This is a genomic window from Pantoea sp. S62 (assembly GCF_016658625.1).
In the GTDB taxonomy this organism is placed as follows: domain Bacteria; phylum Pseudomonadota; class Gammaproteobacteria; order Enterobacterales; family Enterobacteriaceae; genus Pantoea; species Pantoea vagans.
Window position 1 is genome coordinate 82,423 of sequence record NZ_JACVVI010000019.1, and the last position, 26,378, is coordinate 108,800.

Annotated in this window: 34 protein-coding genes and 1 pseudogene; 2 read left to right on the plus strand and 33 right to left on the minus strand. The window is 55.2% G+C overall.

Annotated elements, in window-relative coordinates:
- Nucleotides 1-24: 24 nt before the first annotated feature.
- From IBT54_RS21400 to IBT54_RS21550, 31 genes are all read right to left on the minus strand, one after another.
- Nucleotides 25-654 (minus strand): conjugal transfer protein TrbB, encoded by a 630-nt coding sequence (locus IBT54_RS21400; protein ID WP_201252994.1) that lies wholly within the window; start codon nt 652-654, stop codon nt 25-27.
- Nucleotides 655-661: 7 nt separating this feature from the next.
- Nucleotides 662-859, minus strand: a complete 198-nt coding sequence (locus IBT54_RS21405; protein ID WP_039343410.1) for a hypothetical protein — start codon at nt 857-859, stop codon at nt 662-664.
- Entirely contained in the window at nt 856-1,320 is a 465-nt protein-coding gene (locus IBT54_RS21410; protein WP_201252995.1) for a hypothetical protein, read from the minus strand. Before IBT54_RS21410 ends, IBT54_RS21405 begins: the two co-directional genes overlap by 4 nt.
- Before the next feature lie 10 nt (nt 1,321-1,330).
- Nucleotides 1,331-2,131: a type-F conjugative transfer system pilin assembly protein TraF gene (traF, locus tag IBT54_RS21415; RefSeq protein WP_201252996.1), complete on the minus strand. Its 801-nt coding sequence runs from the start codon at nt 2,129-2,131 to the stop codon at nt 1,331-1,333.
- Nucleotides 2,128-3,993, minus strand: coding sequence for a type-F conjugative transfer system mating-pair stabilization protein TraN (gene traN / locus IBT54_RS21420; RefSeq protein ID WP_201252997.1), 1,866 nt, complete (start codon nt 3,991-3,993; stop codon nt 2,128-2,130). The genes traF and traN overlap by 4 nt, the downstream gene beginning before the upstream one ends.
- The gene (gene trbC / locus IBT54_RS21425; RefSeq protein ID WP_201252998.1) at nt 3,990-4,610 is read right to left on the minus strand and encodes a type-F conjugative transfer system pilin assembly protein TrbC; all 621 of its coding nucleotides are present in this window, start codon (nt 4,608-4,610) and stop codon (nt 3,990-3,992) included. The genes traN and trbC overlap by 4 nt, the downstream gene beginning before the upstream one ends.
- Nucleotides 4,611-4,653: 43 nt before the next feature.
- Nucleotides 4,654-5,091: an HNH endonuclease gene (locus tag IBT54_RS21430; RefSeq protein WP_201252999.1), complete on the minus strand. Its 438-nt coding sequence runs from the start codon at nt 5,089-5,091 to the stop codon at nt 4,654-4,656.
- Nucleotides 5,092-5,111: 20 nt separating this feature from the next.
- The gene (gene traU, locus IBT54_RS21435; RefSeq protein ID WP_089517965.1) at nt 5,112-6,104 is read right to left on the minus strand and encodes a conjugal transfer pilus assembly protein TraU; all 993 of its coding nucleotides are present in this window, start codon (nt 6,102-6,104) and stop codon (nt 5,112-5,114) included.
- On the minus strand, nt 6,101-6,442 hold the full coding sequence (locus tag IBT54_RS21440) for a hypothetical protein (RefSeq protein WP_201253000.1): 342 nt from the start codon (nt 6,440-6,442) through the stop codon (nt 6,101-6,103). Before IBT54_RS21440 ends, traU begins: the two co-directional genes overlap by 4 nt.
- 216 nt (nt 6,443-6,658) lie before the next feature.
- Nucleotides 6,659-7,801, minus strand: coding sequence for a hypothetical protein (locus IBT54_RS21445; RefSeq protein ID WP_201253001.1), 1,143 nt, complete (start codon nt 7,799-7,801; stop codon nt 6,659-6,661).
- Between the two features lie 645 nt (nt 7,802-8,446).
- Entirely contained in the window at nt 8,447-9,154 is a 708-nt protein-coding gene (locus IBT54_RS21450; protein WP_201253002.1) for a hypothetical protein, read from the minus strand.
- A 2-nt stretch (nt 9,155-9,156) separates the two neighbouring features.
- On the minus strand, nt 9,157-9,888 hold the full coding sequence (locus tag IBT54_RS21455; RefSeq protein ID WP_201253003.1) for a hypothetical protein: 732 nt from the start codon (nt 9,886-9,888) through the stop codon (nt 9,157-9,159).
- A gap of 39 nt (nt 9,889-9,927) precedes the next feature.
- Complete coding sequence (locus IBT54_RS21460; protein WP_201253004.1) at nt 9,928-10,620, minus strand: hypothetical protein; 693 nt, start codon at nt 10,618-10,620, stop codon at nt 9,928-9,930.
- Entirely contained in the window at nt 10,613-10,900 is a 288-nt protein-coding gene (locus IBT54_RS21465; RefSeq protein ID WP_201253005.1) for a hypothetical protein, read from the minus strand. The genes IBT54_RS21460 and IBT54_RS21465 overlap by 8 nt, the downstream gene beginning before the upstream one ends.
- Nucleotides 10,897-11,517 (minus strand): type-F conjugative transfer system protein TraW, encoded by a 621-nt coding sequence (traW, locus tag IBT54_RS21470; RefSeq protein ID WP_201253006.1) that lies wholly within the window; start codon nt 11,515-11,517, stop codon nt 10,897-10,899. The genes IBT54_RS21465 and traW overlap by 4 nt, the downstream gene beginning before the upstream one ends.
- The gene (gene trbI, locus IBT54_RS21475) at nt 11,514-11,966 is read right to left on the minus strand and encodes a type-F conjugative transfer system protein TrbI (protein WP_236263594.1); all 453 of its coding nucleotides are present in this window, start codon (nt 11,964-11,966) and stop codon (nt 11,514-11,516) included. Before trbI ends, traW begins: the two co-directional genes overlap by 4 nt.
- Nucleotides 11,959-14,631, minus strand: a complete 2,673-nt coding sequence (traC, locus tag IBT54_RS21480; RefSeq protein ID WP_201253007.1) for a type IV secretion system protein TraC — start codon at nt 14,629-14,631, stop codon at nt 11,959-11,961. Before traC ends, trbI begins: the two co-directional genes overlap by 8 nt.
- Entirely contained in the window at nt 14,621-14,944 is a 324-nt protein-coding gene (locus IBT54_RS21485) for a hypothetical protein (protein ID WP_201253008.1), read from the minus strand. Before IBT54_RS21485 ends, traC begins: the two co-directional genes overlap by 11 nt.
- Before the next feature lie 2 nt (nt 14,945-14,946).
- Nucleotides 14,947-15,495, minus strand: a complete 549-nt coding sequence (gene traV, locus IBT54_RS21490) for a type IV conjugative transfer system lipoprotein TraV (RefSeq protein ID WP_201253009.1) — start codon at nt 15,493-15,495, stop codon at nt 14,947-14,949.
- Nucleotides 15,496-15,749: 254 nt separating this feature from the next.
- Entirely contained in the window at nt 15,750-16,148 is a 399-nt protein-coding gene (locus IBT54_RS21495) for a hypothetical protein (protein ID WP_201253010.1), read from the minus strand.
- A gap of 33 nt (nt 16,149-16,181) precedes the next feature.
- The gene (locus IBT54_RS21500) at nt 16,182-16,424 is read right to left on the minus strand and encodes a hypothetical protein (protein ID WP_201253011.1); all 243 of its coding nucleotides are present in this window, start codon (nt 16,422-16,424) and stop codon (nt 16,182-16,184) included.
- Complete coding sequence (locus IBT54_RS21505; RefSeq protein ID WP_370585196.1) at nt 16,402-16,923, minus strand: hypothetical protein; 522 nt, start codon at nt 16,921-16,923, stop codon at nt 16,402-16,404. Before IBT54_RS21505 ends, IBT54_RS21500 begins: the two co-directional genes overlap by 23 nt.
- A complete protein-coding gene (locus IBT54_RS21510; RefSeq protein WP_201253012.1) occupies nt 16,898-17,683 on the minus strand; it encodes a hypothetical protein in 786 nt (261 codons plus the stop codon). The genes IBT54_RS21505 and IBT54_RS21510 overlap by 26 nt, the downstream gene beginning before the upstream one ends.
- Nucleotides 17,680-18,417, minus strand: coding sequence for a hypothetical protein (locus IBT54_RS21515; RefSeq protein WP_336732057.1), 738 nt, complete (start codon nt 18,415-18,417; stop codon nt 17,680-17,682). Before IBT54_RS21515 ends, IBT54_RS21510 begins: the two co-directional genes overlap by 4 nt.
- A 14-nt stretch (nt 18,418-18,431) precedes the next feature.
- The gene (locus IBT54_RS21520; RefSeq protein WP_201253013.1) at nt 18,432-18,809 is read right to left on the minus strand and encodes a hypothetical protein; all 378 of its coding nucleotides are present in this window, start codon (nt 18,807-18,809) and stop codon (nt 18,432-18,434) included.
- Nucleotides 18,806-19,336, minus strand: coding sequence for a transcription/translation regulatory transformer protein RfaH (rfaH, locus tag IBT54_RS21525; RefSeq protein ID WP_201253014.1), 531 nt, complete (start codon nt 19,334-19,336; stop codon nt 18,806-18,808). Before rfaH ends, IBT54_RS21520 begins: the two co-directional genes overlap by 4 nt.
- Nucleotides 19,337-19,347: 11 nt before the next feature.
- Nucleotides 19,348-20,739, minus strand: a complete 1,392-nt coding sequence (gene traB, locus IBT54_RS21530) for an F-type conjugal transfer pilus assembly protein TraB (protein WP_201253015.1) — start codon at nt 20,737-20,739, stop codon at nt 19,348-19,350.
- The gene (traK, locus tag IBT54_RS21535; RefSeq protein ID WP_201253016.1) at nt 20,736-21,467 is read right to left on the minus strand and encodes an F-type conjugal transfer protein TraK; all 732 of its coding nucleotides are present in this window, start codon (nt 21,465-21,467) and stop codon (nt 20,736-20,738) included. The genes traB and traK overlap by 4 nt, the downstream gene beginning before the upstream one ends.
- A complete protein-coding gene (locus IBT54_RS21540; protein WP_201253017.1) occupies nt 21,464-22,123 on the minus strand; it encodes a type IV conjugative transfer system protein TraE in 660 nt (219 codons plus the stop codon). Before IBT54_RS21540 ends, traK begins: the two co-directional genes overlap by 4 nt.
- Before the next feature lie 50 nt (nt 22,124-22,173).
- Nucleotides 22,174-22,479, minus strand: a complete 306-nt coding sequence (traL, locus tag IBT54_RS21545; protein WP_201253018.1) for a type IV conjugative transfer system protein TraL — start codon at nt 22,477-22,479, stop codon at nt 22,174-22,176.
- 3 nt (nt 22,480-22,482) lie between these two features.
- Complete coding sequence (locus IBT54_RS21550) at nt 22,483-22,908, minus strand: conjugal transfer protein (protein ID WP_201253019.1); 426 nt, start codon at nt 22,906-22,908, stop codon at nt 22,483-22,485.
- Between the two features lie 211 nt (nt 22,909-23,119).
- Here IBT54_RS21550 and IBT54_RS21555 point away from each other — a divergent pair, with 211 nt between their 5' ends.
- A complete protein-coding gene (locus tag IBT54_RS21555; RefSeq protein WP_201253020.1) occupies nt 23,120-23,713 on the plus strand; it encodes a hypothetical protein in 594 nt (197 codons plus the stop codon).
- Nucleotides 23,714-24,227: 514 nt separating this feature from the next.
- Here IBT54_RS21555 and IBT54_RS21560 read toward each other — a convergent pair.
- The gene (locus IBT54_RS21560; protein WP_201253021.1) at nt 24,228-24,617 is read right to left on the minus strand and encodes a conjugal transfer protein; all 390 of its coding nucleotides are present in this window, start codon (nt 24,615-24,617) and stop codon (nt 24,228-24,230) included.
- A gap of 914 nt (nt 24,618-25,531) precedes the next feature.
- Between IBT54_RS21560 and IBT54_RS21565 the strand changes: the two genes are divergently transcribed.
- Nucleotides 25,532-26,065, plus strand: a complete 534-nt coding sequence (locus IBT54_RS21565) for a lytic transglycosylase domain-containing protein (protein ID WP_201253022.1) — start codon at nt 25,532-25,534, stop codon at nt 26,063-26,065.
- 22 nt (nt 26,066-26,087) lie between these two features.
- Here IBT54_RS21565 and IBT54_RS21570 read toward each other — a convergent pair.
- A pseudogene (locus IBT54_RS21570) lies at nt 26,088-26,378 on the minus strand (DUF932 domain-containing protein); the annotation flags it as partial.

Here is a 26,378-nt window from a genome sequence, read left to right on the forward strand (position 1 = left end):
TTCCGTGGGTGACAGCGCGGCGGGTTACTGAGGCGTCAGCGCTCCGCTGCTGGGAACCGGCCCTAATGTGTCCGGAGAAAGGTGATCAATATCGGCTTCGATCATCAGGGTCAGGCGCTGGCTTATGGTGGCCATGTCTGCCTCGCCCTGATAAAGCGGATAGGCCACGTTAGTGTTCACGTTAACCATGAATGTGGTCGGGGTCGCTATCGGCAGCCCGTTTCCGAAGAATGTCAGAATCTCACCGGCAATCGGCTCGTTCGGTCCGGCCTTACGGGGGATCAGCACGACCGGAAATGAACTGTCACCGTATCCGTCAAGCGTATAGGGATAGACCTTTATGCCTGCGTCGTCCGCCCATGCCTTCAGCAGCGGATCAAATTTAGCGCTGTGCGTGCAGCTGCGCTGCATGAAAACGACCACGGCATAATCATTCAGGTTTGCCGTTCTGCCGTCAGGCAGCGTGATCGGATTTGGAGGCCTGGGCGCGGCACGCCGCAGCGGCGTAGCGGCCGGAAGTCCGAAATCCGGTAGCACGGCACCCCGTTGCGCCTTTGTCTTCTCCATCGCGGCAATCTGATCCGCAACGGTAGTGGCGCTGACAGCAAACGACAGCCCCAGCAGGAGAGAACCCAGCAGAATTGTTCGTCTCATTGTCCGGTTACTCCCGGCCGTTGGTGCGCCTGAGCGCCTGGAAGAGTGAAAAAAGCGCCAGGACACCGGCAATGGAGCCGCAGGTTACGGCTCCCGTCGTCAGCACATCAAGCGTGAGTGCGGCAGAGTAATTCTGGAGCATTCGCAGGCAGTTGCACATTACTGCCGACATGAAAAACAGGGCGATAACTGGCAGATGATTCATGATTTTTTTCCTTTTTCATGTCCCCGATATCCCCACACGAACATGCTCAGGCAGAGAGAAAGTAATACGCCGGACTTGTAGAGCATCCACAACGTGTTGTTGGTCTGTTCAACCCACGCATCACGGTTCACCGGCTCCCTTTTGCACAGAACCGGAACCGGAGCGGGCTTCAGCTCTGGGAACTTTTCAGTAGAGCCTGTTTTCGCTGTGCCGGATAAGTCAGAAGGCATGGGTTTCGGGGACGGGTGGCACCCCCAGACCTGCGAGGCCGGCGCATCACGCACCAGGTTTTCAGCAGAGTTCAGGAGCATCTGGCCGCCGCTGCCGGCGCCCGTCGAAATCTTCAAAAACAACAGAAAGAAAAGCAGCGCAGGATGTATCACAAGCGTCTGCAGGACGAAATTTGCCAGACGACGGACAGCAACGGCGCGCCCGTGCCAGACAGGAGAAAGTGCCAGCATAAAGATGTCCTCAGAAATTGGGTTTAAAGCCAGTGGCCACGTTGAGAAAACGCTTTGCGAGATCGTCCTGGGTCATGAAGCCATAGGCGAGCGGCCGGTAGTTTTTTGATTTGGGGTCAACGAGGAAAAGTGCCGGATAGTGCGTGATCCCCATGCGGGCACTTTGCCCGTCATCCTGACGGCTGTCAGGGACCTGCGGTGAAACATTCCCGTCTACACTGACCGGTATCAGCGAAATGTGTCGAAGTTGCGCGAAATCAGCCACCACACCTGCCATCTGCGCGTCTATCGGGTCACCGCCCCGGTAGAAATAAAACAGACCGTACTGTCCGGAAAGTTTTGCGATGGCCTGAGACTGTTCTTCCTGATCCTTTGCCTGCTGAAGCGGCGCCGTGCTGTTGTAGTGCGGATGCTCCAGATTGTAATCGAGGTCCGGATACTTGAGCTGTGCCACGGCAAAAGACTGGCTGAACATCGAGGCGCGGTCAGTCCAGAACTTCTGCCAGCGCAGAAACGTTGCAGTGTTTTCCGCCGAGGGGTGCAGAATCGCGTTCGCCTTCGCCTCCTTCGTGTACCCCTTCAGCACGTCTGCCTGCTGAGAGGGCGACAGCTTGCTGAAATCTGGTATCCTGGGCGGTGCCGGCGTGAGTCTGGGTGCCGGTGCGTCCGGCTTCTTTTTGGGTTCGTTGTACCAGTGCCATCCGGTAAAGGGTTCAGCGGGCGTCACCACTGCATCAGCAGGGACGTCGTCATCAGCTAAGGCCGGTAAAGTGCCTGCCAGTAACAGGCAGGCCAGCAGCGTCCGTTTCATTTTTGTCCTCCCGTCTGAGACTGAACCTGTGCCGCAATCCTGTCTTTGGCCTGCTTTACCATTGCATCCGCGTTGGGGATTTTCTGGTTGGCCATCAGGTCGCTGTAAAAGTCCTGGAAGTTGATCAGGTCAAAGTTGATGTTCTGCAGTTCAGGAACCGTGATGCCACGACAGTTCGGCGAATCGCCGCTGCCGAAGTCCACGTGCAACTGGTCACGACGGCCCTGTTCCTGAATGATGCGGCTCAGTTTGCCGCCGAACACGCAGTAAACCTGACTTTTTTGCACACAGACACCCAGTACGGCGTGGTCACACTTTTCGCCCACGAACACCGTCACTTTTTTCGCCTTCGCCTTGCCGATGGCCATCTCCTCGCTGTTGCAGTTGGCCAGTCCGGAACTGTTGCCCCAGCCGGTATCCACACAGCAGTTTGAAAAGCCCGCAACGGCCTTACGGCACGACATGGCCTGACCGGTAAAGGCCCGGATGTCGATCTGACTGCCGTTTTTCACGTCATCCCCTGCAGAGGCAAGCCCCGCAAGCTTGGCCACGGCGGTATCGAACCCGCTGTCACCCGCCCCATCTGTATCGCTGCAGTCACCGGTCTGACAGAAATATTTTCCACCACACATCAGTCCCTGCGATGAGTACGTGGTCTGACACTGATACGTGTCGTTTTCATGAATGCAGGCAGTACCGTAAGTCTGTGAGCAGCTTTTGCCTGCCAGCGTGCAGTTTCGGTTGTTAATGAGCTGGTCACAGTTGCCCGTGGAGGTCACCGGTACGACATATGCATCAGAGTATTGCCAGCAGTCGCTGTACTGGGTGTAATCCCGGCCGTTCTGGTTAATGGTGCGGTTACCGCCCGGATCAACGCACTGTGTTCCAGCGTTACCTGTTGACTGTGATTTATCAAACGGACAGCTTTCGGTCCAGACAACCTGTGAGGATGTTGTATCGCGCTCCGCACTCATGGGGAGCGTAATGCGAAGCACGAAGTTGCCATTGGCTAGGGCGTTTTTCATGCCATCGCGCCCCTCATCGTAGTGACCGTCAGTATCGTAGTGAATCCACATTGATATCACCTGGCCTTTAGAGACGCGCTGAGGAGTGATGGAAAACGTACCGGAATAGTTATACTTCGTTGTTACTGACTGATCGAATGCACGAAACGTATATCCGAGCCGGTCTCCGTGGTAATCCGGCGAACGTGGAAGCAGGAACTCCCATGAACCACTCGATAATGTTCCGTCATCCGGTACGGTAAAGTCGTAACGTACCCAATAGTTAGCCTCGTTGTTTCCTGTTGAGTTCTTCGCGTCCATCACAAACTGCGTGGTGTAGGTTTCTTTCGAGCCGGTCACCTGAATGCTGGCCGTTCGGGCACAGGTCTGAATCTGGTTGATATCCCTGTCACAGCTGTAGTTCTCAAACACCGACTTGGATACGACCTTCTGGCTGCAGTTGGCGTTAGAGCCGTCAACAATGCTTCCGCCGTTGGCCTCGGCGTTTTTGCCGTTCTGAATGAAGTCTGCACTGGGATCGATTTTTGTTGCGGGGTTTCTGGTACTGGAATCATTGACCGTCTGTCCGGCTTCGTTCTGGCTGAGTGAACCCTGTCCTTTATCTCCGATACCGCCGTCTCCGCCCCGTACGCCACCGTAATAACCACTCTGGGAAGGGCTCGGCGTGTAACCGGGGATCACCGAAGACGGGTCGGTCCCGCTGACCGCCGACGTACCCTGACTTTTATTGTTCTGACCAAAGTTACTTGCATCGTTGAAGGCGTCACTGTTGGCGTCAGCGAGGACACCCCGGACGCCGGTAAGCAGCAGAAGCGCAACCAGACAGAAGCGTTTCATCGGCCCTTCTCCCCTTCCTGCAGCATCTGCGCCGCCGTGGCGCCGCAGTCACCGCGCAGCTTCACTTCTTCCAGCGCCTGCTTAACCGGCAGGCTGCCATAAAGAACGTCGAATTTCTGGCCACAGGTGACCACCAGGGCCGGCACGGCTTTAATGCCGTACTTCTGATAGAGCGTCGGGTCAATCTGCACGCCCGCCTGCTTATCCTTTTTTGACAGTTCGAACATCGTCTCGGCCGTCTTGCGAAAGTCGTTGTCCAGCAGCCCGCGAAGCGTGGCCGGAATCCCGAAGCGCCGCGCATCCTGAAGCATCGGCAGCAGGCCTTCTTCCGGAATGCCCAGGCTCACGAAATAAACGGCACGCGGCGTCGGGCGATCGGCGCTGTTCTCCTGCGCCTGGGAGGCCGCAATCTCGTTCTGAAACTGATTAACCCGGCCCTGCTGCATATCCGGGAGGGCGATGTTTGCGCCCTGCAGCTGCTGTTTGAACTGCTCCAGTTCCCGCTGCTGCTGTTTCATGTACGCCATGTCGCTGTCTGCGATAACGGGCTGTTCAGCGGCGTGCGCGCAGGTCACTGCGATGCTGAAAGTCAGCACCGTCATCAGTATGTTTTTCATGAGAATTCCTAAAAAATGGAGGTAATTTCTGGCTGGCGCAGCCTTATGCGCGGACGGGCCCGGCCTGCCCGCAGTCCTGATAACGCTCAAACCAGAACACCACCGGTTGCGTCGTTACCTGAATCTGCCCGAACCGTTCTGCGGTCCGGAAATTGACGCTCGTCGCTCTGGCCCGTGCTACCTGCTTAGCGATTTGCTCCCTGAACACCTCGACGCTGTAGGTCGCTTTGAACAGGTTACAGGGTGCGCAGGCGGGAAAATGATTGTCCAGACTGTCCCGCAGCGTAAATGTCACGCTGCCGGTCGCTTTCAGTTTCCACACGCCTTTCTGGCGTGCCTTCTCATCCACCTCGGAAATACGCAGCACCGGCTCCACGTGATCGGCGTGCCATCCCTTTTCGGGTAACACTTCACCGCAGTAGGCGCAGCGGCCACCAAACTTCAGGCGCAGTGCTGCACGCTGCGTTTTAGTCAGTTTCACGGTATTCGGGCTCCTGAACGTCAGAGGTATACGCAGTTGCGCTTTCGCCAGAGCAGCCAGCCAAAGTTCTTCTTCGTGGCAGGTGTGTTGTGGGTGCTCCCCCACAGCTGTGTTGACGTGCCAAAAGGGTGACAGTCGCTGGGTTCGGGATACATGTTGACCATCTGATAGCGCCAGCGCGATTTTGGGATGATCGGGGACGGATATTCATAACAGACTGCGACATCCGCCCCGACCGTCTCCATGACCAGCCCCTCGCGGTGCAGCTTGAAAGCCATTCGCTCCGTCACCAGCAGTGACGCCTCCAGCGGCGAAAACTCGTTACTGGTGTAGCCCGTGAACGGGTACATTGAACCCTGCGCGCCGGCACACCAGAAAAGCGGGTCCAGCGGCAGACCTGCGGTGGAGGAAATGGAATCGGCAGCACACGCCCCCTGCGCTAGCAGGTTATTAAACAGCGCGACTTCCGGATTGATGATCATCGAAAGCGTACTGTCGTTCCAGAGCGGGTCCACTTCCGAGAGATAGGCAATATCCATGTCCCCGGTCTGCATACAGCCGGTACTGGTGATGATATTCAGCCAGAACAGCAACGGGTATTTGTACCAGTGAACATGATAAAAACTCCCTGGCGTGGGGGCGTCACTCTGCCCGGCCCGCCCCGTTCCGGTTTTCCCCAGATTGATTTTAAAGCCCCCCATATTCACCATGACGCCCGGCTCACGGGTCACATCGGCCAGGGCGAGAGGTTCCCAGAATCCGATGGCCAGCCCCAGACGGTAAAAGATGCCGTAGGGGCATAACTGAATGGGTGATGCCGGATTTGGCGTATCCGGATGCGCGCCTGACGCCAGCTGGATACTGCCGAGTGACATCGGAAACAGACACTTCCAGCAGACATCGCTGATGGGGTTCACCCAGCGCCCGTCACCGGCATTATCACCACCTGCAAGGGCCGGTCTGGCTGCAATGACTGACAGCAGCAGGCACAGCGTCAGCAATAATCTTTTCATTCATCCGCCTTTTCAGCCAGCGGACAGAGCCACACACAAACCGGGCCGTCGTCAGTGTCATGAATACTGCCTGTAAACCAGCCCTCCCCGAGCGGTCTTATAGGTTCCCAGTCACTGCAGTTACCGGTTTTCCAGTAGCGTTCCATCTGCGACGGATCGACGTCATTTTCCATCCAGGATGTCGCGGATTTCAGTCGGTGCGCGTTGAGCCAGGCACTGAAATCGTCAAAAGCGGCAAATTCATTCCCGTCAACGGAGGTAAAATAGTCAGGATGGGTCCAGTGTCCCCAGCGATCGCGCACAACATCGCGCGCTGAGATTTCAGCGTGAACTGTCATAAAATGAATTCCGTGATTGTGGCAGCAGCGCTGCCGGCGTCAGTTAATCAGGCCTGCCTGCGGAATGCAGGCTGAGGCGTACCGCAGCAGGGCGAGGAACGAACAGCCTGTGTGCCGCGGGCGGAGGATGTCAGAATATCAGAGGGAGAAAGCTGGCCAGCACGATGAAGCCTGCGCTCATTAATATTGACAGTGTGATTAAAGATTCAATCCTTTTCATAAACCGGCCTCGGGTCTGGTCAGGTCCTGTGATGCGGCTTTGGATGTTTTGAAAGCCCAGCCGCCAGCAGTGTGCTTTTCTGCTTTTTCCGTGATGCCCTGCTCCAGTGCGGTGGCCAGTTCCGTGAAGAGTCCAACAAGCTCCTCCTTCCGGCGCCAGGCATCCGCCTCCAGCACGATCCACAGGTGGTCCTGCTTCATATCACGGCCACCGCTCAGGTTTTCATGCCAGGCCCATGCGACAGGCTCTACGCAACCGTCCTGTGTTTCGGGCAGGAAGAAAGGGGACGTATACGTCATCTCACAGGTGTTGCCTGACCAGAGGACGCGCTCACTTCCGCGTCCACGAGCCTCCTCCTGTTTCCGAAAGGCCTCCAGTGTTTTCCCGAACAGGTGATAGTCCGGACGCGTTTCAGGAAGCCTGCGGGGACCGCCGTACGTGCAGTCAATGCTGCTGACGTGGTCGTTCCAGAAAAAATATTCGAAGAAGTCGAAGTTTCTGAGAAATGCCGGAATGGCCGAATGAAGCTTGCCGGCCGCCACGCTGCAGGTCAGCGTGACCTGACGCAGGGGGTCATGGCCTTCACCTTCCCCCGGCATGGCCGGATAAGCGCAGTAGCACATCCCGCACTTTTCATGCATCACCACGCGGTGGCGTCCGGGGAAGTGGCTCATCCTGACGTTGACCTGATGCAGGAAAAAAGACAGGTCGCGGTCAGGCAGTCCGCTGTCGGTCTGTATCAGTACGACCAGCCAGTCCCGGTCCTGATTTGGCCGGAAATCTTCGAGAGCGTCGATCCAGTTCATCGTCCCGACCATCCAGAAATCATCTTTGCGAAACCTGAACCGCCCCCCTGGCCCTTCCTGCAGCTGCCAGCTCACTCCGCCCTCGCTGCCGCGCTGTTCGCCTTCTGACTCTGCAAGCGGGTGCCCTTCCAGCCTTTCTGACAGCGTTTCAATAACATCCGGAATGCCCCTTTGCAGACCGCCTGGCGCGGCCGATAAAATCAGCCGGTAGTGAGTCAGCCTGCCTGTTTCCTCGCCTTCATTACAGGCGTCATTGTCATTATCCAGTTGAACGCATGTCGCGGTATTACTTACACAGGCATGATGAAGTGAATCGGGTTGTGTCTGAGTCATGAGGGGGTCTCTCCAGAATGGCCTTTAATGCAGGTTAAACAGTCGGGCCAGGGCCGTTGTCCCCGGCGGTCACGCACCATGTCGGACGCTGAGATTTCACCGTGAATTGTCATAAAAGGAATTTCGTGATGGTGACCGCAGCGCTGCAGCAGTCAGTGATTCAGCCCTGTCTGCGGAGTGCAGGCTGAGGCGTACCGCAGCCGGGCGGGGAGCGGACAGCCCGTGCGCAGCGGGTAGGGAAATAGCAGGTGGTCAGAAGAAAAACGGTGTTGTTGGCGTTTTACAGCGCACAGAGAAATTTGTAACGCATGTTGTGATGAACGCAGGGGGTCAGACCATAACCCTAGTCACCACCCCCGCCACCATCACCACCTCCACAGTGGCCACCCATATCGGATGAGCCACAACCTCCGTCATGCCCTCCGGTGTACGTGTCGCTCATCAGAACGGTCGTATTTACACTGCTGTCATCGCCTGTGTTGTTTGTTGAATGCGTCCTGCCCTGTGAGCCGGATTCAGATAACCGGGAGATTAAGTGATGGATTAACCACGGCAGGGTAGCACCACCGAAAAGGACCAGAAGGATTTTTGCTGTATGCATGATTCAGGTTTCCTTTCAGATGCCCGCACTTTATGGCGGGGGAATTAAATGCTGGCCGGCGTTGCGGGATAGGCACGAAAGGCGTAGCCACTGTCATCATCGTGATCGCCTGCGGCTACCTCACCTTTTTCAATGCGGCTGGCCGTCTGCTCCAGAAACCACACAACTTCATTATCTGAAGTATGGCGGGTCAGTTGCAACAGCACCCACAGATTCTCCTGGTCAGGTTCGTCACACTGCTCCCCAAACACCCCGGTCCAGACATCCGGGGCAACGTGACCGCCACATCCCGCAGTGCCAAAGTAAGACGGTTTGTCTGCATTTGTTCTGGCAGTAATGAGTACAGTTACGTTTTGGTCCGAGAAAAAACGCCTCATTTCAATCCCGGGCGAACACAACTGAGAAACCGGAAGGGTGCGCAGCATGGCCGTGACAGACGTCTTCAGGGTTCCGCGCGGCGCTGATATGTTCAGGCTTATCTGGCGAACGGGCCAGGCCTTCTTATACCATCTCAGGTGCGTGCCGAGGCTCTCTGCCAGCCTGCTGAGTTTTTTATCTTCTTCACTCCCCTCAATCCTTGTCCAGTACTCTCGTAAGTGGTTCATTTTTTCCGGATCGCTGTAAAACCCGTAAATCTTCTGATCCGCCCTGTCCAGTGCTGCCCGCAGTGTTCTCACCAACAGGAACAAAAACAGGCAAATTCCTGCAGCCACCAGGATTACCCCGTAGAGCAGATATCGTTCATGTGTCATCGTCATCCCCCTTGTTGTGACATGGCCCCGTCCGTCCAGTCGTCTTTCACACTGGCTGACTGTAAGGGGCGTGCATGTCGTGATGGATAGGTAATAAAAGCCCAGCCGGTATAACCGTCGTTAACGCCATACTGGACGATCCCTTTTTCAATCTGCTCAGCGACAGACCGGAGAAAATGCGGCAGCGTTTCAGGCGCGGTCTGGTGCGTACCCTGCAGCAGTACCACCACCAGTTCCCTGTCCGGCATCGGCATATGAGGGCCAAAAACCTGCGTATAGGCTCCCGGCTGCGCGGCTCCCCCAAAAGAATCAGGACCAAAAAAGGAGGGGCAGTCAGCGGTGATGTCCGACTCCATGTGCCAGCGTAAAACGCCGTCCCCGCCGAGTTTCCCGCCGGTCGTCGTTCCTTTTTCTTTACGGAGGAAGCGGGCCAGCTGACGCAGGCCATCAGGAATGTCCCGCAAAAGCGTGCCCGGCGAGCCCCAGCACATGATGCTGACCTGCTGCAGTGGCCACATATCCTGCAGCCAGCCTGAATGCACATCACGCCGGTTCAAAAACGACTGAGGGGTGATGGCTTTCGGAGTATCAGCGTCCCGCGCGGCATTGCGGCCGTCGGCACGGCCTGACAGCGCTTTTAGCGTCTGCTGACGCACCTTTTTTCCGACGATCACGGCCAGCCACACAGTAAGGGCAAGCGCCCCCGCTGCGTACAGCGCATTGAGTTTATCCACCTTGCTTCTCCCGTTGAGAAGGGCTGTTCCGGTGCACCGTTAATGAGGTGTGTTCTGGAGTTCCTGGTCTGTCATGCATGGCGCTTCTCCTTTCCAGACCACAAACCAGCCCGCTGCTTCTGCCCCCCTCCGGCACATTTCTGTCCAGCCGGTTGCATGACCATCCTCAGTTGCGGAAGCCAGCCGCCTCTCTGCAACTTCATCTGGCTGAAACGGTGCCAGATAGCGCTCCCTTGCCATAAAAACTTCCGCACCTACACGCTGGCGTACATAAAGGGGAAGCTCTGCGGCCGACTTCGCATCGGTTCGCAGCGTATATCCCTCTTTTTCCAGCGCCCCACCAAACGCCGCCAGCAGGAACTGCCAGTAACGAATGTTTTCGCTCTCAGCCATATAAGCAGCCATCTTTCGGCTTCCGAGCTGCGGTGGGGAAAACACGGTGAACGTTTCTTCCGGCTGCGGCGTATTCTCCTTCCGGGGCGGAAATGGCCAGACAAAGCGGCGCAGAAGCAACGCAAACGTCAGGAGGAGCACAAACATACCGGCAGCCGGAAGATGATCGATAAGCGCCCCCAGCGCCCGTATACTTTCCGGCGCGATGACGATTTCTGACCGGCAGCTCTGCAGTGGCTGGACGTCAGCCATCGGGTGACCGCTGACAGGCTCAGCCACCATCGGGACAGGATTTTCAAAGGAACCGTCCGGTACGGCGGTAAGCGTTCGTTCAGTCATCTTCACTGCCCTCAGCAGTCAGATGCGCCATACCCTGCTGACGCATGACCTCCCCTACATCCCTGTCAGTCAGTGACGCCAGCACGATGGCCGAGCGGGCAGTGCCGCTGCACGCGAGCAGGGCCTGTAACGCCGCGCGCAGGATGACGGATTCGGTGTAAAGCGGGTACTCGTCAATCAGTCTGCGAAGACCATTTTTGTCATTATCATCCAGGCGAACCTGAGAGTTATGACGTTTAATTTTTTCAGGGGCCACGTGCCCCCTTGTGATGTGACTCATCTCAGTGCCACCTCCTCCACCCTGAGCGCCCTGTCAGCACGCGTTATCCGCACCGGGGTGTGCTCAAAGCCGAATTTTGTTGTTAACGTTCCGTACTGGTCGAAATACACCGGCTCATCGAGCGCCACGCTGCTGTCGTGAATGTTGCCCCTGACCAGAATGACTTTGAAATTCTGCAGGCCTTTAACCTGCGTTTTAATCCACGCCATCTGTGAAGGGTTATCACCGTCAATGAAATAGAGCGTCTCGCTGTAGGGCACCTTATCGAGCGGGTTAACTTTGTCTCCCGCTCTGGCAATGACGTTTCCGCGCATGTCGCGTACGGTTTCACGAACCGTAAAGGTCGGGTCATAGAGAAAAGCCCGGTCTTTAATGGCGGGCGTCAGCCCGGCAACCGGCGCAGGCCTCACAGCATGTGCTTTCACCCGCGCTTCGGCTTCGCGCTGAATCCGGTCCATTTCGCCGCTGTCCTGCATCGATTTCAGACGCTTCGCGATAAATGTCAGCAGATCCGGTTCCGCTATCTGAAACAGGTGGCCGATGCTGCCTAAATCTTTCGCGCTGGCGGGTAAGGAAGCCAGCGCACAGATCACAAGCGCGACCAGCCGCCTTTTCATTGCGCCCCCTGCATTTGCCGGGCGATCTCAGACTGGATTTCCGGGGTAATGTCGTGCGCACCGCTGACAACAGCACCTTTCACCAGGATTACCCCGCCGTGCTTCTGCTTCCATGCGATCAGGCTGCTTTCAAGGGCCGAACTGAAACGGCGGGTCAGCGCCTCAGCCGCTTCTTTGGTCAGCTGCGCCTGCGCACTCTGCTGTGTAAAGGTGTCGATGGTGCCCTTCATGTCGAACTCGACCGTTTCCTGCTGGTAGTTTGAGGAAATCAGTATGCTGATCCCGGCATTCAGTCCCAGCAGGAGCAATGCAGCGAGCAAAATGACTAAAAAACGCCGCTGTAAGAACGGCGCCATTTTGCTGCCTTTTTTCGCCGAAACCGCTTTTTGTTCCTTTGTGGACAGAGGCGAATCGTCTTCGCCCGCGTCCACCGCTACATCGTTATGCATATTCTTCCTCCTTCAGACCTTCGGATTTCGGCATACCTGCCCAGAGTTTCAGTTTTTCCATCTCGTCTCGGTACATGTCGGGCTCCGAAGCAAGCAGCCACGCGGCTTCTTCACTGGTTGCACCTGCATCCTGAGCATCACTCATGTACTGGTAATCTGAGCCTTTTGTACTGAACATTGCCCGCGTTACCGGATCTACAAACACCCGATAGAAAGAACTCAGCTCACCCGTTGAAATCATCACTGAGCCGTAGCCTGTTCTGCCTGCCTTCTCGAACCCACGAATGATCTCCGTTTCCATATCGCTGAACTGGTCAGGGTTGGCGTTAAGATATGTTGTCAGGGCCTTACGGTCCTGAAGCAGCGTAATCTTGGTGCCGCTGTTGTCCCATGCTGCAGCTGCAGCTGACGGAGCCGGTTTGTCAGGAAGTCCGGTGAAGTCTTTCATGCCCTGAGTGATCGTAATGAACGCACCTTTGTGTCGGCGCACGGTGCGATAACCGGTTTCGATGAAGCGTGCGGCGTGCGGGTTCTGCCCACTGAAAAGACGCCAGGCCTCATCGATAATGGCCAGCTTTTTCAGGTCACGCGGTGAGTTGTACATTTTTTCCTGAATGGCGAGGATCAGGGAGTAAAGCACGGCTGACAGCAGATGTGGCCTGCTTTCAAGGCTTAACAGCTCCAGCACGGTGAAACGCGTTTTACCATCAAGAGTCGGCGCATCGGAGTTAAAGTATTCCCCGTCACTTCCCCAGGTACACCAACGGTCAAGCAGCAGAACCAGCTCATTCATACGGTTCATGATCGTCGGCTGAGTGCCGTACTCGCGCTGGACTTCCTCCGACTTCAGGTAGTTCACGACGTCGTCGATACGTGCACGGTTTTGTCGTAACGCATAGGCCGCGACCACGCCTTTTTGCAGTATGGCCTCGCTAATTTCATCGAGCCTGCCCTGCGGGCTGGCCAGAACGGCCAGCAGGCCGGTGATCCCTTCAGCCGACTCACTGATGTCTGTGACGTTGGCAAACGGGTTGAAGCGCAGTGTTTCTCCGTCAAGGTAGGAACCACCGGCCTGTCTGCAGAAGTTTTTGTAACTGCCGCCCATGTCGATGACGTAGCCGAAACCGCCTGAATTGAGCACCTCGCGCAGCACATTCTGAATAAGGAAACTTTTTCCTGCCCCAGACGTGCCGGTGACCGCCCAGTTATAGTTGCTCGCCTCACTCTCATCGTCATACATGTCCAGAAACGTCAGCTGATTCCGGTAAGTGACCAACGGAATCCCTTTACGGGACATCTTGCGCTCGGCAACGACAGGCATCAGGTTGACGGCATTGAAACTTTTACAGCGCAGCGTGGCGCCCATGTGCTTCATGTCATCCCACAGCCCTTCCTGCATAAGGAAAGGCAACGTGGTGAGCCAGTTGCGCAGCTGCTGATAGCGGGGAGCGGAAATTTCGAGATCGTTTTTACGGAACACGTTGACTGCCGCATCTTCACACCGCTGCTGCTCTCCCGCGTCGTCCGGGGTGAACAGTGTCAGGTTAAGGCTGAAATCACACATGGCAATTTCATTGTTAACCAGCCCCTGTCGCAGTTCGCGCCATTCCTGATAGGCACGTTCCGTACCGGGGAACAGTTTGGCGTAAGAGGTGGCCGCTTTTTTGCCGAGGTCCTGCTCCTTATGGAAAGCGTCATTCTGGCTTTTTACCTGATCCTCCACACAAATCGTCCAGCTCAGAATAAACGGACAGGGAATACCGAGGTCGGGGAAACGCATATTCTGAAGATTGTCTGAGGCCTGCCAAAGCGCAAACCGCGCCGGTGCCTTCGTCAGCTGCATACTGACAATGCGGGTGCTGGCCACGGCGTCATCATCGCCCGCACTCAGTTTTCTGTCCTCGGGCTGACGGGCTGTCGTCATGCGCAGGAAGCCCGGATGGACTTCAAGCTCAGTACTGTGGTCCACGCTCTGACGGTGCAACTCCTGCTCGGTGTTCCAGTGTGAGTCACTGGCCGTCACCTGTCCGGGGCGATAGTTCAGCTGTTCACGCATGACGGACAGGAATTCTTCGGGACCAATCGCCTTCGATTCCATATGCGCAGCCTGCAGCGAAATCCGGAGAGTTTCACGCAGCTGAGTCACCGCATCCATCGCCTGAATCCCGCCTCTTCCCGCCTGGCCGTAAACCAGAAAAACGCGGTAGTTACGCAGATACAGGGGATAGCCACGCCTGTTACTCAGTCCACACAGTGACGCGCGCTCCCAGAACGCTTTCGTTATGCTGTTCAGACGGGGGGCCATGCTGCCTTTCCACATGTCCTTACTCAGCCCCTCATCAAGCATGTCGCCCACACATTTACTGGCCACCATCAGCACGGTGACGGGTGTCTTGCGCGGCAGCTTTTTACGGAGCAGGTCGTCCAGTCCCTGAACCACTTCCTTGTTTGCCCCGGCCAGCGGGGAGAGTTCCATGATGAAACCCAGAGAATGGCTGTTGATGTACAACTCGGTTTTGTCATCATACATCCGCCAGGGGAGCAGGCTGGTCAGTTTGGGATAACTGAAATTCTGACGCAGCATACTTTCCGCGATTTTCGCGCCGCCTTCATGGCGGCCGCTGTCAAGCATGCCGGTCAGGTGTTCAAGAACTTTAGAGAACATGGCGGACCTCCGGTGTGGCCGCAACGTTGCGGTTGTGTGCGGCGAGGAGCCAACTGTTCCGGCCACTTTCCACGGGTAATATGGATAAGGATGCCCAGAACTGAGCGTTTTTGCCGTGGCCGGTCATGCCGATCGCGGCTGTATTCCCGTGTGTCAAGGGCACATCCATACAAATCACCCAGGGATTCCCTTTGTTTACCTGGCCGTTCATGGCCCCTGCGGAAGCCACGCATTCCGGCATATGCTGTGTTATGAATGACCAGTAATCAGAGTCTTTACCGCAGGACATTCCTGCGCGCTCTTGACGTTCCATCGTTAATCCCCCTGGCTTATGACATGGTAATCTTCATCCCAGCGGGATTTTTTCTTCACAAACTCCACGACTGCGGGCTGATGAAAACTGTCCTGCTCATCCACCCAGGGCGCGATCCACAGACGCTGCGTTGCGTCAGGGATACGTTTGGCGTCTACCTGTCCGGGGCCGTTGCTGTCTGCTGCTGTTACGGTGCCGGCAGGCAGCGAAGATGTATGCACGGGAACCGTAGAGGCCCTGATGCTGCCTGACGTCACTGCCTGACCGGAGATCGGACGCGGGGCAAGCGTTGCGACACTGACAGTCCGGTGGGGGTTAACGGCGGGCTTCACATTGCCGGGCGTCGCCAGCGCCTCAGCGGCAGCCTTTGGGGCGGCGTCCTTTTGCGCGCTAAGGTCATCCAGACTTTTACCCTTGTCAGCCAGATGGCTGGCTTCGGACATCGTCAGGCACTGGTCAGTCGCGGTTTTGTTGCAGTCGAAATCAGTGTTCATACCGGCGCAGCCGGTGAGCGCAGCGCACAGCAGTGCGCACGCAAACAGTTTTTGCATGGTGAAGTCCTCTGGTGCGGCAGCGCCGCGGATAAGGGTGTGGGTTTAAAAGTGGCGGTGAGAATGACCTGACGAATTAAACGGGCTCTGCCCAACGCCGCTAACCGGCCTCCTTCTCCCTGATAAGGATCTGGAGCCCGGCCGGGGGCGTCACCGCGTCCGGTCACACGCTACATATACAGATGAAAGATATAGCCCGGCATAAGCACTGACACGTTTACGGAAAAACGCTCCAGCAAAACATGCTAAATTCCTCAGTTGTTTTCCTTGTCCGTGCGTTCATAACAAATATCATTAACACACCAGTATTTACCGATATCCCGACCGTCCGTTGTGAGAGTGGTTATCGGCTGCATCACTGCTGTACCGGGATCGGCATTCACACAGCCGCTGACTGTCACCACGTAGCCACTGGTCATCACCAGCACAGAAACATCGTCATCGTGGTAAAAGAAGCCGCGGCAGTTGTTTTTCACCATCGCCAGCGAACCAACCTGTTGCTGCTTATCTGCGAGTCTGGAATAGACTATCTTCGGACACACATACAGTATGAGCACCGACAGTAACCCGCAAAAAACCATGAGTAAGAGAAATGAGAGCAGGATTTCAATGTTCTTTGATGATCGGTTATTTGACACCTTACTGGTCGTCATATTCTGTCACTCCTTACCGCGTCATATCGCCGCTTATTTATTAACGTCAGGAGTTCGCTGAGCATTCGCTCTTACTCTTTCATGACCGCTGCTGTCTGCTGAAGGCAGGGATTCTGGCTCAATGCAGGGAGCGTTCAGTGACTGGTTAACAGATTCAATGGCCGTCAGCAGCGCAGCCAGGGTGTTACTGTCGGCCTGTGACAGCCATGCTTTACGATACCGGATGCGGAGCGAATAGAGCCGTATCCGCGCTTCACGGGTGCCGTGCGTCGTCATGATGGCGATCCTCTGTTTCATGGCCCATTTTGCGTGACGTGAAAGCGAACTCCCGTCGGTTCAAAGCCTGTTGTTTGTACTGAATTGCACATTCCTCCGCTTTTACCCATTCATCCAGTACCTTTGGGTCAAGCTGGCCATCCTCCAAAACACTTTGCTGTAGTCTGGCAAAAGCGTCCGGATCAGTGGGAAGGTACGAAACCAGTTCATCTGCAATAAGGTCAGCCCAGTTATGCGGTTTATTTCTCCACCGAAGCCATAACACACCCGACAAAACGACCGATGCCAGACCTGCCGTCAGAAGTACGGGGCGGATTTGCTCCGAAAAAAAATCATCCAGATTGATTAACACGATAAAGGCAGTCACAGCCCACACAGCAAGGGTTTCAACATGAGGTGGATGTCTTTCCAGCCATCCAATATTCATCCAACGGATACGATTAAACTGTTTTCGCTGCCTGTCAAAAGTATCCTCAGTCCGGTTCAGGTTCAGATTCACTCTCCCCCCCACTCATTTGAGAAACAGCAAGCAGACGCTGGTCCACCCAGCCCTCTGCCCTGCAGGTTGCCACAGCAGAAAACGTGTTTTCCGGCGTCCAGTTCAGCACCGCCGCGTTGTTTTCCGGCACGCTCTTTACATCGCCGAGTTCACAGGAAGGTAAAATCGCTTTCCCGTGACGAAACGCCGTCACGATGATTTTTACCGGCTGGTCACTCACAATCTGCGCCGGAACGGCCCACTGAAAACTGACGTCAGATTGCCCGGACACGGGCACGGGTTGCTCACTGCTGCTGTCGCTGTCTGCTTCACGCAGCCGGCTGTTTATCCATTCGCGATCGCTGGAAGACAAATCGTGCTGACTGAGTAACCAGACCAGAGCAGCCGTTCCCACCCAGCCGGGACCACTGGCCTCTTTCTCCCTGATGATAGTCTGAAGCCGGGGTGAAGGCTGAGGCCCGTTGCTGCTCAGCAGAGACTGCCGGTTAGTGGGTGAAGGCCGGTATCCCGGAGACGTGCTGTTAACCCGGCCAGCTGGACTGCCGTTTCCTCCGGCAGTTGTCGCGCTGCTGCCCGATTCCGGCCTGAAGCTTTTATAGGTGGGCGCGCTGCCTGTTGAGGAGGGCCGGTACGACGGACTGCGGGCAGCAAAGCCTGGTGAAGATTTAAAAGATGATCGGGAAGAGAAACCGCCCGCCATCACAGGCAGCGTCTGCAGAAGGCAAAGCGCGACAAGCGCCCCCCTGACGAGAATCTTCATTTCGCCTCCCAGTTTGCCTGCCCGTTCACGGTGATAATGCTTCGGTCCTTTGCCAGGGACTGAATGCGCAGAATCTCTCTCGGGCTCAGCGTCGCGGGGTCATCGGCAGTTTCCAGTTTGTCGTAACAGTCGCCAATACAGCGCAAACGCCACAGCAGCGCGCTGGCCTCATCATGCTGCTCGCTGTAAAGACGACTGAGACTGGCGGGTGCCTTCGTATCATACGCAAGCCAGGCCTGAGCAAAAAAAGCAGCGGCACGGACGCTGTCTTTCTGCACCCACTGCCCCCGTTCCAGTACGTGGGCAGCAGTGGCCAGAAGACGCGCTGACGACCTGTCACCAGCCGAATGCGTGGCAAGATTAATCAGTTCTTCAGCGAGTTGGGGCATCCGGGATTGCAGCTCCTCCGGCGGGTCATCCCGCATGAACAGGTCAATGAAGGCAGCGGGAGAGCGCCGGTTTAACGCTGTGCGGTAAACTGAAAGTGCGAGCTGCTGATACGCAGTATGGACTTCCTCTGAGCATGTCGCTCTGAACACTCCGGGATGGCAGTTTTTTTCCGCGTCCTTGTTCAGCTGCTGATAGGCCTGAAACGCATCAGGGTTCTGCAGTGCTTTTGTCCGGTCTTCATCAAACTGCCTGTCACCATAGTCACAGCCGGCCAGCAGCATCACGGACAGCAGCACGAGCGTTCTGATTACCTTCACTGCGGGTATGGATTTGTTTAGCAACACAAAAAATCTCCTTTCTAACGACAGCGCGATGCATACAGTGCTGCCATCACAGTGAAGGCAAACGTAACCATGACGCTTACGGACAGTGCAAAAAACAGAAACCCAGGGCTGTGTGTCAGCGAATGGTTCCCCGAAACGGCATCAAAAATGTAGATTCCGGCTATCACCAACCAGCACCAAAAACCATACTGAGTCGCAGAAGAAACCCTTTCGCTGTCAGGGTTTGCCAAATGCAGGAGCAGCGTCACAACCGAGGCTAACGTCATCACGCCCCACGTTGACCATGTCATGCCGAACCCGTGGCACATAAGCCAGGCCATCACGCTCAGGTTCACAGTCAGCAGCGCGACTGTCGTCAGAAACACGGCCCGCTTTTTTTTGATTACGTTCATGTCCTGTACTCGCTGCAGCTTTTGTGGCGGAACCTGACGCCTTCCTTACGCAGTTTCCGCAAATCCAGTTCAACGATGCGGCCCATGAGGGTGACCAGCATGACTGCCCGCTTTGTGCCGTTTGGCTCATGCCATACGGCTTCAAACCCCTCAAAAACGCCGCTTTCCAGAATGACCGTGTCGCCGTGAGCCGGGGGTTTTTCCTTTGTTTCCACAACCTCGCCCGTCATTTCCTTCAGCGCGTCCATCTGCCTGTCACTCATGACGGCCAGACGCTCACCGAACCGGACAATCTGCGAGACGCCACGCGTTGCCTTAATGGTTGTGGTGTGGATTTCCTCCGGATCGAAGCGCGCAAATCCATAGCCAGGAAACAGCGGCGTCGGCTTAAGGGAGGTCACTTTTCCCTCAGCCAGTCGTCTGCCGGTGTAAAGAGGAAACCAGCACTCCACTTCCTGATTAACCAGATGCGCTTCAGCCCGTTTTTCCTGGGCAAAGAGAGTTTTCAGTACGTACCACTGTTTCATCGCGAGTCCTTTCAGTTGATGGTGTCGCCGAGCCGCAGCTGGCTGGCCTGCCTGAGCACTTCATCCGGGTTCAGAACGGTAGAGTCAGAACCCCCTTTTGAGCTGTTAGCCGCAGTGGTGGCCGCCGTCTGCTGGACCTGATTTGCCGGGGCCTCTTTCTTGTCTTTCTCAGCCTCTTCCTGCTCGATCGTTTTCAGCCGGAAACCCTGCTGGAAGACCACGGTGACCGCGTTACCCGCCCCGATATCGATAACCGGGTGATACTGCTCGGCACGCTTGATGTAATACTGACTGAGCGTATCGGCCGCTTTGCTGGCACCGCCGCCGAGGCCCTGTTTGAAAATGTCACCGGCACCAATCGTTGTCGCACCACCCAGTCCGACCATAGGGGTGGCGGCAGACTTGAAGCCGTCGCCCAGGCCAGACAGGAAGCCCGCCCCGCCCGCATTCATCAGAATTTGTCCGTTACGCATCACCGGTTTTCCCCGAATGCCGACCTTGCCCTGATAGGACACATGCCCTTCAAAAGGCATATCGATGTGGTCGCCGTTTTTCAGGATACAGCTGATGTTTTTGGTCCGGACGTCACCGCGCTCGCTGGAGATGTCACCGTAGATTTCACCGGTCACGCGGCACTTGTCCATGTTGTAGGTGCGTCCGTTCGGCATGGAAACGTCGCCGAGCAGCGTAATGACCACGGGCGAGGTGTTCTGCTGACCGGTCACGCTGGCGTTGGCGTCAGCCCCCTCAATCATGGTTGCCTCGGAGAAGGAACCCGACGGAATCCACGGCAGGGTGTACTTTGGCTTCTGCAGCACGGCATAGGTGAACGTGTCACGCTTCAGCCCTCCGGGGCGGACGGTTCCGCTGCCGGGATAAAAGCCCTGACGTTCCTTTGAGGGATAGAACTGACCACCCTGACCGGATGCCGGACCTTTGGCCGGATCGGTCACCTCCCACCGTGCAGGGCCTGCGGGCCCTGTAGACAGCGGGCCGTTTGCGGGCATCCCGGCACTGCTTTGTGTGCCTGTGTTGCTGCCGGCTGAAGGTGCTTTGTCCGCCTGATTCTGGAGCTTTTCAAGCGTGCTGCTAATCTGCTCCAGCTTCCGTGTCAGGGCTTCATTCTGCGAACTGACCTCCGTGGACAGTGAGGACAAGCCCTTTTCCAGCGTGGCCGTTTTGTTCTGCTGCTGCGTCAGGACGGAGTTGGTCACGGTTTCGGTAAAGTTGGAGGTGACCAGCCCGTGTCCGGTCAGGTCCACCTTCACCGGCGCAGGTTTTTTCAGCTCCTCCTGATGATGTCTGTACCACCAGACACCCGTGCCGATGGCCGCAGCAACGGCCATCGTAATCCCCGTTATCACCCACTGACGGCGGCGGGTTGCCGTGTTGATGTTGCTCATTGCGAACCCTCCGCGTCAGTGGAGAAAATCACCCAGGCGTAGCCCTGCCCACCGGCGTACAGCGTGCGCGTGGACAGCATCACGGCGCGTACCCCTTTCTGCCAGAACTCCCTTTCGCTCAGCTCGCGCGTCACATAGCCGGTGTTGCTCATGCGATAGCGCATGACGCGCAGATGGGAACCGGCAAGCTGGCGCTCGGGCGTCAGCGTCACGCCGGCAGCGGGCGTGTATGCCGGTCCCCGGTCGGCGCTCAGCTCGGTATAGGTATCCGGTACGCCACCGTTCACGACGGTACGGGCGACGCTGACAAGCGTCTTCTCCCACGGCTGACTTTCTTCCCAGGCTTTCGCGTCAGGATTGGCTTTGAATTTTGTCACGGCAGGAATGAGGCGCAGCGTGCGCCCGTTCCCCGGGCGGGGTGACACATCCAGTGAGGCGCTGATGCCGCTCGCCGTTTCCAGGAAAATGGTAAAGTCCTGGCCGGTCGTGGGCGTAATCAGCAGCGCGCCGTCCGCGGTGGTGTCGCGGTTGTAGGCATTCTCAGGGCCGGTCACGCCCGTGATGAGTTCGCCGTCGATAATGACTTTATTGGGACTGGTGTTGCTCATCTGCGCCTTCAGGTGGGCATTGTTTTCAAACACCGTACCCGTGGGGCCGCTGACGGCTGCCATCGCGCTGCTGGTCAGGCAGGCTCCGGCAACGAGTAGCGCGGTAAAGGTCAGTTTCATGATTTTTTCCCTGAGTCGTCAGCGTCAAAGGCGGCTGGCCACTTCACTTCGGAGAAGTCTGTCAGGCGGATAAGACCGTCAACGTAGTGAAGATTAAAGCGGTAGGCCTTTCTGGCATCCGGAAGGTCAATCCTGTCCTTGCCACTGGCGGCTCTGACGCGGTGTGCATCAGGCGTGACGAGGTCAAGAGTGCCGTTGGTGGTGCTGGCGTGAAGCGTGCCGCCGACTGTGATTTCACCGGTGGTGGTGTCGGTGAATTCGTGTTCGATGCTGTACACGCTGGAAATGCCGTTGTTCTTGATGTAATCGGACTCAACCGCAAGGGTTTTCTTCATTTCGGAGCGCTGCTCCGGGGGAACCCAGCTGAGTAAACGCTTGTACTGACTGTCTACCGTTTCTGGCGTCACGTTCAGGCGGAGGCTGGCGAGAGAGCGAACCAGCATGCTGTTCAGGTTCGCATCGCCTCCGGTGGCCGTTGAGCTGAATGCACGGTCAAACATCATCGGAACGGTGATGGTTTTCTGTGTGCGGTAAAAATGCCACGCAAGACCGCCGGTAATACAGTTGCCGGCGACACTGAGCGCCAGAAGGCCGCCCAGTCCACCCAGCAGTGCCACCGTCAGTCTGTTTCGCGTCTCTTTTACACGAAGTTTCATTATCCCTCCCACGCGGGGAAAAGGTGCCGCCCCGAAGGGCGGCAGGGTCATTACTGCATCCAGTGCCGGTTGGCTGAATCAGGCACGCGCCGGAACTGCACCCGAAACAGCACTGTCGGCAGATACCAGTACAAAAGGTTCAGAAGCCACCAGGAGCCCTGCCCTTTTTTGAGGTGCCGGATAAAAAGCCAGAGCACCGCCCCGACAACGAGCATCACGATGAACATGTCGATGTAAAAGCCGAGCAGACCACAACCGAGGAGGATAAAAGCCTCTTCAGGCGGTAGCCCGAGCCATCGTTTCTGCTGGTTCAGTGTTTCCGGGAAGCGGTATTTGGATGATTCCCGCTCGTCCACGATTCAGTTCGCAATCAGTGGGTAGAGCGTACGGGTGGCGATAATCAGGAGGACCAGGCCGCCGAGGACCATCGGGTTGCGGGTTTTGATGTAAAGCCACAGACAGGACAGGAACTCAACGATATACAAAATCCACTCAACCGTACCGCCGTGGCCGAATGTGTCGTTGATGTCGGTTTTCTGCCCCTTCAGCAGGTCTTCCGCAAATGAAATCTGGGGGAATGCTGAGAGAAGAAGCATTACTCCGGACAAAATGAGAAGACGCTGCATGGCTGGACTGGATTTAACGAGCAGGAAAAACGGGGAGGACTTCAGTTTAAAGCGGGCGGAGAGCTGGCCGATAACACTGCGTTCAGGTGGTCTGACACCGTCCGGTAATGCTACCGCCACCGCCCCTTTTTCAAGGGGGGTTAAATCATCTGGCTTCATTGTAATTAATCCTTGATTTGAGTTAAGGAAATGTCATTGCGCGTAAACGGATGTAACGCTGCGTAAGTGTACATTTTCTCAAAAAAAAAAAATCTGTGACGCATGTCACACTTTTACATGACTGTTCAGTTAATTTTAAGATTAATCCTGAATGCCACTGGCGTAGGCTTGGGCCCTGACAAGGGAATACCTCGCAAGGAGGACCAGCAGCATGAAAGTGAAAGAAAAAATGGGCGACGGCAGGGGAAGGCCGAGGAAGTATGCTCAGGGTGAAATGCAGTACCGGAAACTGTGGCTGCCTGAGAACTTACTGACCGAGCTGCGCGTAGCAGCAAGAGTTCGCGGATATACCACAAATGATGAAATCATCAGCAGATTAATTAGCTCCCTCCAGTTCTCTCCCCGAAGACCGGTAATTAAAACAGGCGAAGGTCAGAGGCTTGTTGCACTGGCCAGGTTGTTTGATGAATTTATACAAAGCAGACTGGAAGTTATCCGGCAACAATATGCAGCAGAGTCACAGAACCAGGAGAATAAAAAAGTATTTGTAGCCGGACAAAAGCGCGCCTTCAGCAGCAGCTTCCCGGTTAATTTAAGGAGGGATATTGGCATAAGCGCCCGGTTTAATAAGCAGAGCATGAACGAGGAAATTATGCAGCGGCTGTTGGGGTCGCTCAATTACCTGACTGAACACCAGTTACCCGAGAATGAAGAAGTTCACAGGCTGAGAGAACTGGCCGTTTTGTTTGATGAATTTATAACGGAAAAAGTCAGCCGGGCAGAGAACCCACTTAGTTCCAATTAGACCTGCATTCTTATCACGCCGGCTTATTTTAACCTTAACGATTAACTGATTTCTGTACACTGATATTCTGTGTGCGCAGCACAGTTGTATCCCTGAAGCAGTGAAAAGGCATATCGCGGGTGATTTGAATCAGCTCGGGTTTCCACCTGAAAGAGAAACAGACTTAACACAGCGGAGATTAAGGGCGAACCAACAGGACTTTCTGTCTTAATGTATTCGCCCTTAAATCACTCCAGATACTTTTACCGTGTATACCTGATGAACCCACAAATTACATCATCCGCCCTGCCGGTGATTATCCCGCCTGCGCAGAAAGCGTCACAGACACTCCGTGTTAAAGTCTACTGATTCAGGACGAGATACCAGACAGGAAAGAAACAATATGACTTAACGGGATGGACCTGAATTAACGGGTTGCGAAAAACAGGAAGGTTGAGGCAGAGAACGGTAGCAGTCAGAATACAACCGGAAAGAAACGGAGCCGGGAATAACCCCGACTCTCTCAGCAAAGCGATTACTCTTTGTGGATGAAGTGCTTGCTCTCCGCGTCATATTCCGCCTGACTGATTGCCGAAAGATTTTGATTCAGCAACTCGCCCAGTCTGTCGTCAGAGTTTTCACCGCGCATATGCAGATACATTTCCGTCATCATGGCCGTCATAATGCTGATACCTTCACGCACGCCAGCCACTTTCCGGATCAGGTCACGGTTAAAACCTTCTTCATCAAAAGTGTTCCCCTCCCCCTGATGTTTTTTGATAATCAGACCAATCCCGACCAGTTCATTAACCATTGAGGAAAAGTTAATTTCTCCGTGCGTGGCGCCGTTCTGAATCTCAATCTCAACGAGCTCCTGAACATCCCTTTCCGTTTTTTCTTTAAAGTAAATATTTCTTCTGGCCATGTCTCATTCCTGAATGCCGCTGATTTAAATACGGGCAAAACGTTAGCTGAATGCGGATTTAAGTTTTTCTGTTCCTGACCACGAGAGTGGTGTAAAACAGGTGTGGGTTTCTTTTTATTATTCGGCTGTTTTTAACTGTGTGTCAATCAGGCACTGTAATTTTATTTTTGAGCTGATTCTCATCATAAAAGACACCTCCGTGCGGAGCACCGTTTTACAGAAAAACAGGTGCTTTTTAGCCGGTTTTCAGTGTGTTAATCCGGCACTGCGTCCAAAAAAACAGCGTAAAGAGAGCCCTTAAATTCACGTTTCAGGTGTGTTAATCCGGCACTACAGGGCCATTTTGTGTGTGTCAATCCGGCACTACAGGGGTGTTTCAGGTGTGTTAATCCGGCACCATTGCAGAATAAAATCACCCTAAGTTAATGATTAAATTTAATAACCACAATTAACACACACGACAGTGCCGGTAGCAGTGCCAGATTCACACACAATCCGGCACTGGATTAACACACAATCCGGCACCTTAAAAACACACAATCAGGCACTGCAATAACACACAATCCGGCACTTCTCTGTCATCTAATCCGGCACTGCAAAGTGTGTTAACTAACACACAATTTCGTTTTAACCTCAAAAAAAACATAATATTTAAAGCCTAACTCCATGTTTTAAAAAAACAAAACCGCAAGATGAAATCTTGCGTGGGGTGTGATGAAATTCTACCTTTGAAGAGCGGCTTGTTAATTAACCCTGTCTTGCTGAATTCTTTATATCCCGGCCGAAGTTCGTCACATGCCCGTCAGCGCACTGTGCGCGTCTGTAACGAATTTTCTTGCAAGTGATGATCTGAGCGCGTATTTTCCACCCGAACCCGCCTGGCGCATTACGCGCACGCAAGTGAGATTATCAGAATGAAATGGTCAGCTATCTTCGGGCTTGCCGCTGTATTCAGCGCGCAGGCCGCGCCGGAAATGTGTTTCACAAAGGCCGGTCAGGATTTCGGTATTGATCCGCGTCTGCTGATGGCGCATTCCATTCAGGAATCACGTATGCGTAACAACGCACTGAATACTAAAAGCAGCGGCGGCACGCATGACGTCTGCAATATGCAGATAAACAGCTCTCACTTTAACCAGCTGAAGAAGTTCGATATTACGCGGGAAAGGCTGCTGAAAGATCCGTGCATCTGCATTTATACCGGTGCATGGATCGAGGCGAGAAACTTCAGGCAGTACGGCAGGAACTGGGACAGCGTCGGGATGTACAACACCGGCCCGAACCCGAAGCTGATCAGACAGCGTCGTGAATATGCGGCCATTATCAAAAGTATTTACCGCGTGCTGATTGCACGGGATGAGGTTTATACCGCAATGGCGCAGCGGAATAAACAAGCGCCCGCGCCGGAAACGTTTCTGGCTGCGGACGTGATGCCTGACAAAAAATAACCCCGGCGCGCCGGGGTTATTTTCATGATTTGAGTTTTGCGAACTCCTCCGCCATTTTCCACAGCGCCTGATTCAGCTTTATATCGCCGTCAATGCCGGTTACCGGACGGGTGGTAGTTCTTTTTCCCTTCGCCGTTCTGCCGGGCACCCCCCCTTAATCAGATTCTCCTGCACGATATTAAACGCGGTCCACAGGTCGGTGCCTTTGTCATACCAGGCACGTGGCTGAATAATACGCTCAGCGGATACCGGCGGCTCTTTTCCGTCATATTTATATTCCAGCGCCAGCTGCCCCAGCAGGCGGCGTTCTTCG

Coding starts and splice junctions, on each gene's coding strand:
- rfaH (WP_201253014.1), bottom strand. CDS start 19,336: ATGAAACAGTGGTACGTACTGAAAACTCTCTTTGCCCAGGAAAAACGG.
- IBT54_RS21460 (WP_201253004.1), bottom strand. CDS start 10,620: ATGACTGAACGAACGCTTACCGCCGTACCGGACGGTTCCTTTGAAAAT.
- traV (WP_201253009.1), bottom strand. CDS start 15,495: ATGCAAAAACTGTTTGCGTGCGCACTGCTGTGCGCTGCGCTCACCGGC.
- traU (WP_089517965.1), bottom strand. CDS start 6,104: ATGAAAAGATTATTGCTGACGCTGTGCCTGCTGCTGTCAGTCATTGCA.
- IBT54_RS21550 (WP_201253019.1), bottom strand. CDS start 22,908: ATGAAGCCAGATGATTTAACCCCCCTTGAAAAAGGGGCGGTGGCGGTA.
- IBT54_RS21565 (WP_201253022.1), top strand. CDS start 25,532: ATGAAATGGTCAGCTATCTTCGGGCTTGCCGCTGTATTCAGCGCGCAG.
- IBT54_RS21540 (WP_201253017.1), bottom strand. CDS start 22,123: ATGAAACTTCGTGTAAAAGAGACGCGAAACAGACTGACGGTGGCACTG.
- IBT54_RS21465 (WP_201253005.1), bottom strand. CDS start 10,900: ATGAGTCACATCACAAGGGGGCACGTGGCCCCTGAAAAAATTAAACGT.
- traN (WP_201252997.1), bottom strand. CDS start 3,993: ATGAAACGCTTCTGTCTGGTTGCGCTTCTGCTGCTTACCGGCGTCCGG.
- IBT54_RS21440 (WP_201253000.1), bottom strand. CDS start 6,442: ATGACAGTTCACGCTGAAATCTCAGCGCGCGATGTTGTGCGCGATCGC.
- trbI (WP_236263594.1), bottom strand. CDS start 11,966: ATGCATAACGATGTAGCGGTGGACGCGGGCGAAGACGATTCGCCTCTG.
- IBT54_RS21560 (WP_201253021.1), bottom strand. CDS start 24,617: ATGGCCAGAAGAAATATTTACTTTAAAGAAAAAACGGAAAGGGATGTT.
- traF (WP_201252996.1), bottom strand. CDS start 2,131: ATGAAACGGACGCTGCTGGCCTGCCTGTTACTGGCAGGCACTTTACCG.
- IBT54_RS21400 (WP_201252994.1), bottom strand. CDS start 654: ATGAGACGAACAATTCTGCTGGGTTCTCTCCTGCTGGGGCTGTCGTTT.
- traW (WP_201253006.1), bottom strand. CDS start 11,517: ATGAAAAGGCGGCTGGTCGCGCTTGTGATCTGTGCGCTGGCTTCCTTA.
- traB (WP_201253015.1), bottom strand. CDS start 20,739: ATGAGCAACATCAACACGGCAACCCGCCGCCGTCAGTGGGTGATAACG.
- IBT54_RS21500 (WP_201253011.1), bottom strand. CDS start 16,424: ATGACGACGCACGGCACCCGTGAAGCGCGGATACGGCTCTATTCGCTC.
- IBT54_RS21410 (WP_201252995.1), bottom strand. CDS start 1,320: ATGCTGGCACTTTCTCCTGTCTGGCACGGGCGCGCCGTTGCTGTCCGT.
- IBT54_RS21450 (WP_201253002.1), bottom strand. CDS start 9,154: ATGACACATGAACGATATCTGCTCTACGGGGTAATCCTGGTGGCTGCA.
- IBT54_RS21510 (WP_201253012.1), bottom strand. CDS start 17,683: ATGAAGATTCTCGTCAGGGGGGCGCTTGTCGCGCTTTGCCTTCTGCAG.
- IBT54_RS21555 (WP_201253020.1), top strand. CDS start 23,120: ATGAAAGTGAAAGAAAAAATGGGCGACGGCAGGGGAAGGCCGAGGAAG.
- IBT54_RS21445 (WP_201253001.1), bottom strand. CDS start 7,801: ATGACTCAGACACAACCCGATTCACTTCATCATGCCTGTGTAAGTAAT.
- IBT54_RS21520 (WP_201253013.1), bottom strand. CDS start 18,809: ATGAACGTAATCAAAAAAAAGCGGGCCGTGTTTCTGACGACAGTCGCG.
- IBT54_RS21495 (WP_201253010.1), bottom strand. CDS start 16,148: ATGACGACCAGTAAGGTGTCAAATAACCGATCATCAAAGAACATTGAA.
- IBT54_RS21485 (WP_201253008.1), bottom strand. CDS start 14,944: ATGGAACGTCAAGAGCGCGCAGGAATGTCCTGCGGTAAAGACTCTGAT.
- traC (WP_201253007.1), bottom strand. CDS start 14,631: ATGTTCTCTAAAGTTCTTGAACACCTGACCGGCATGCTTGACAGCGGC.
- traK (WP_201253016.1), bottom strand. CDS start 21,467: ATGAAACTGACCTTTACCGCGCTACTCGTTGCCGGAGCCTGCCTGACC.
- trbC (WP_201252998.1), bottom strand. CDS start 4,610: ATGAAAAACATACTGATGACGGTGCTGACTTTCAGCATCGCAGTGACC.
- IBT54_RS21405 (WP_039343410.1), bottom strand. CDS start 859: ATGAATCATCTGCCAGTTATCGCCCTGTTTTTCATGTCGGCAGTAATG.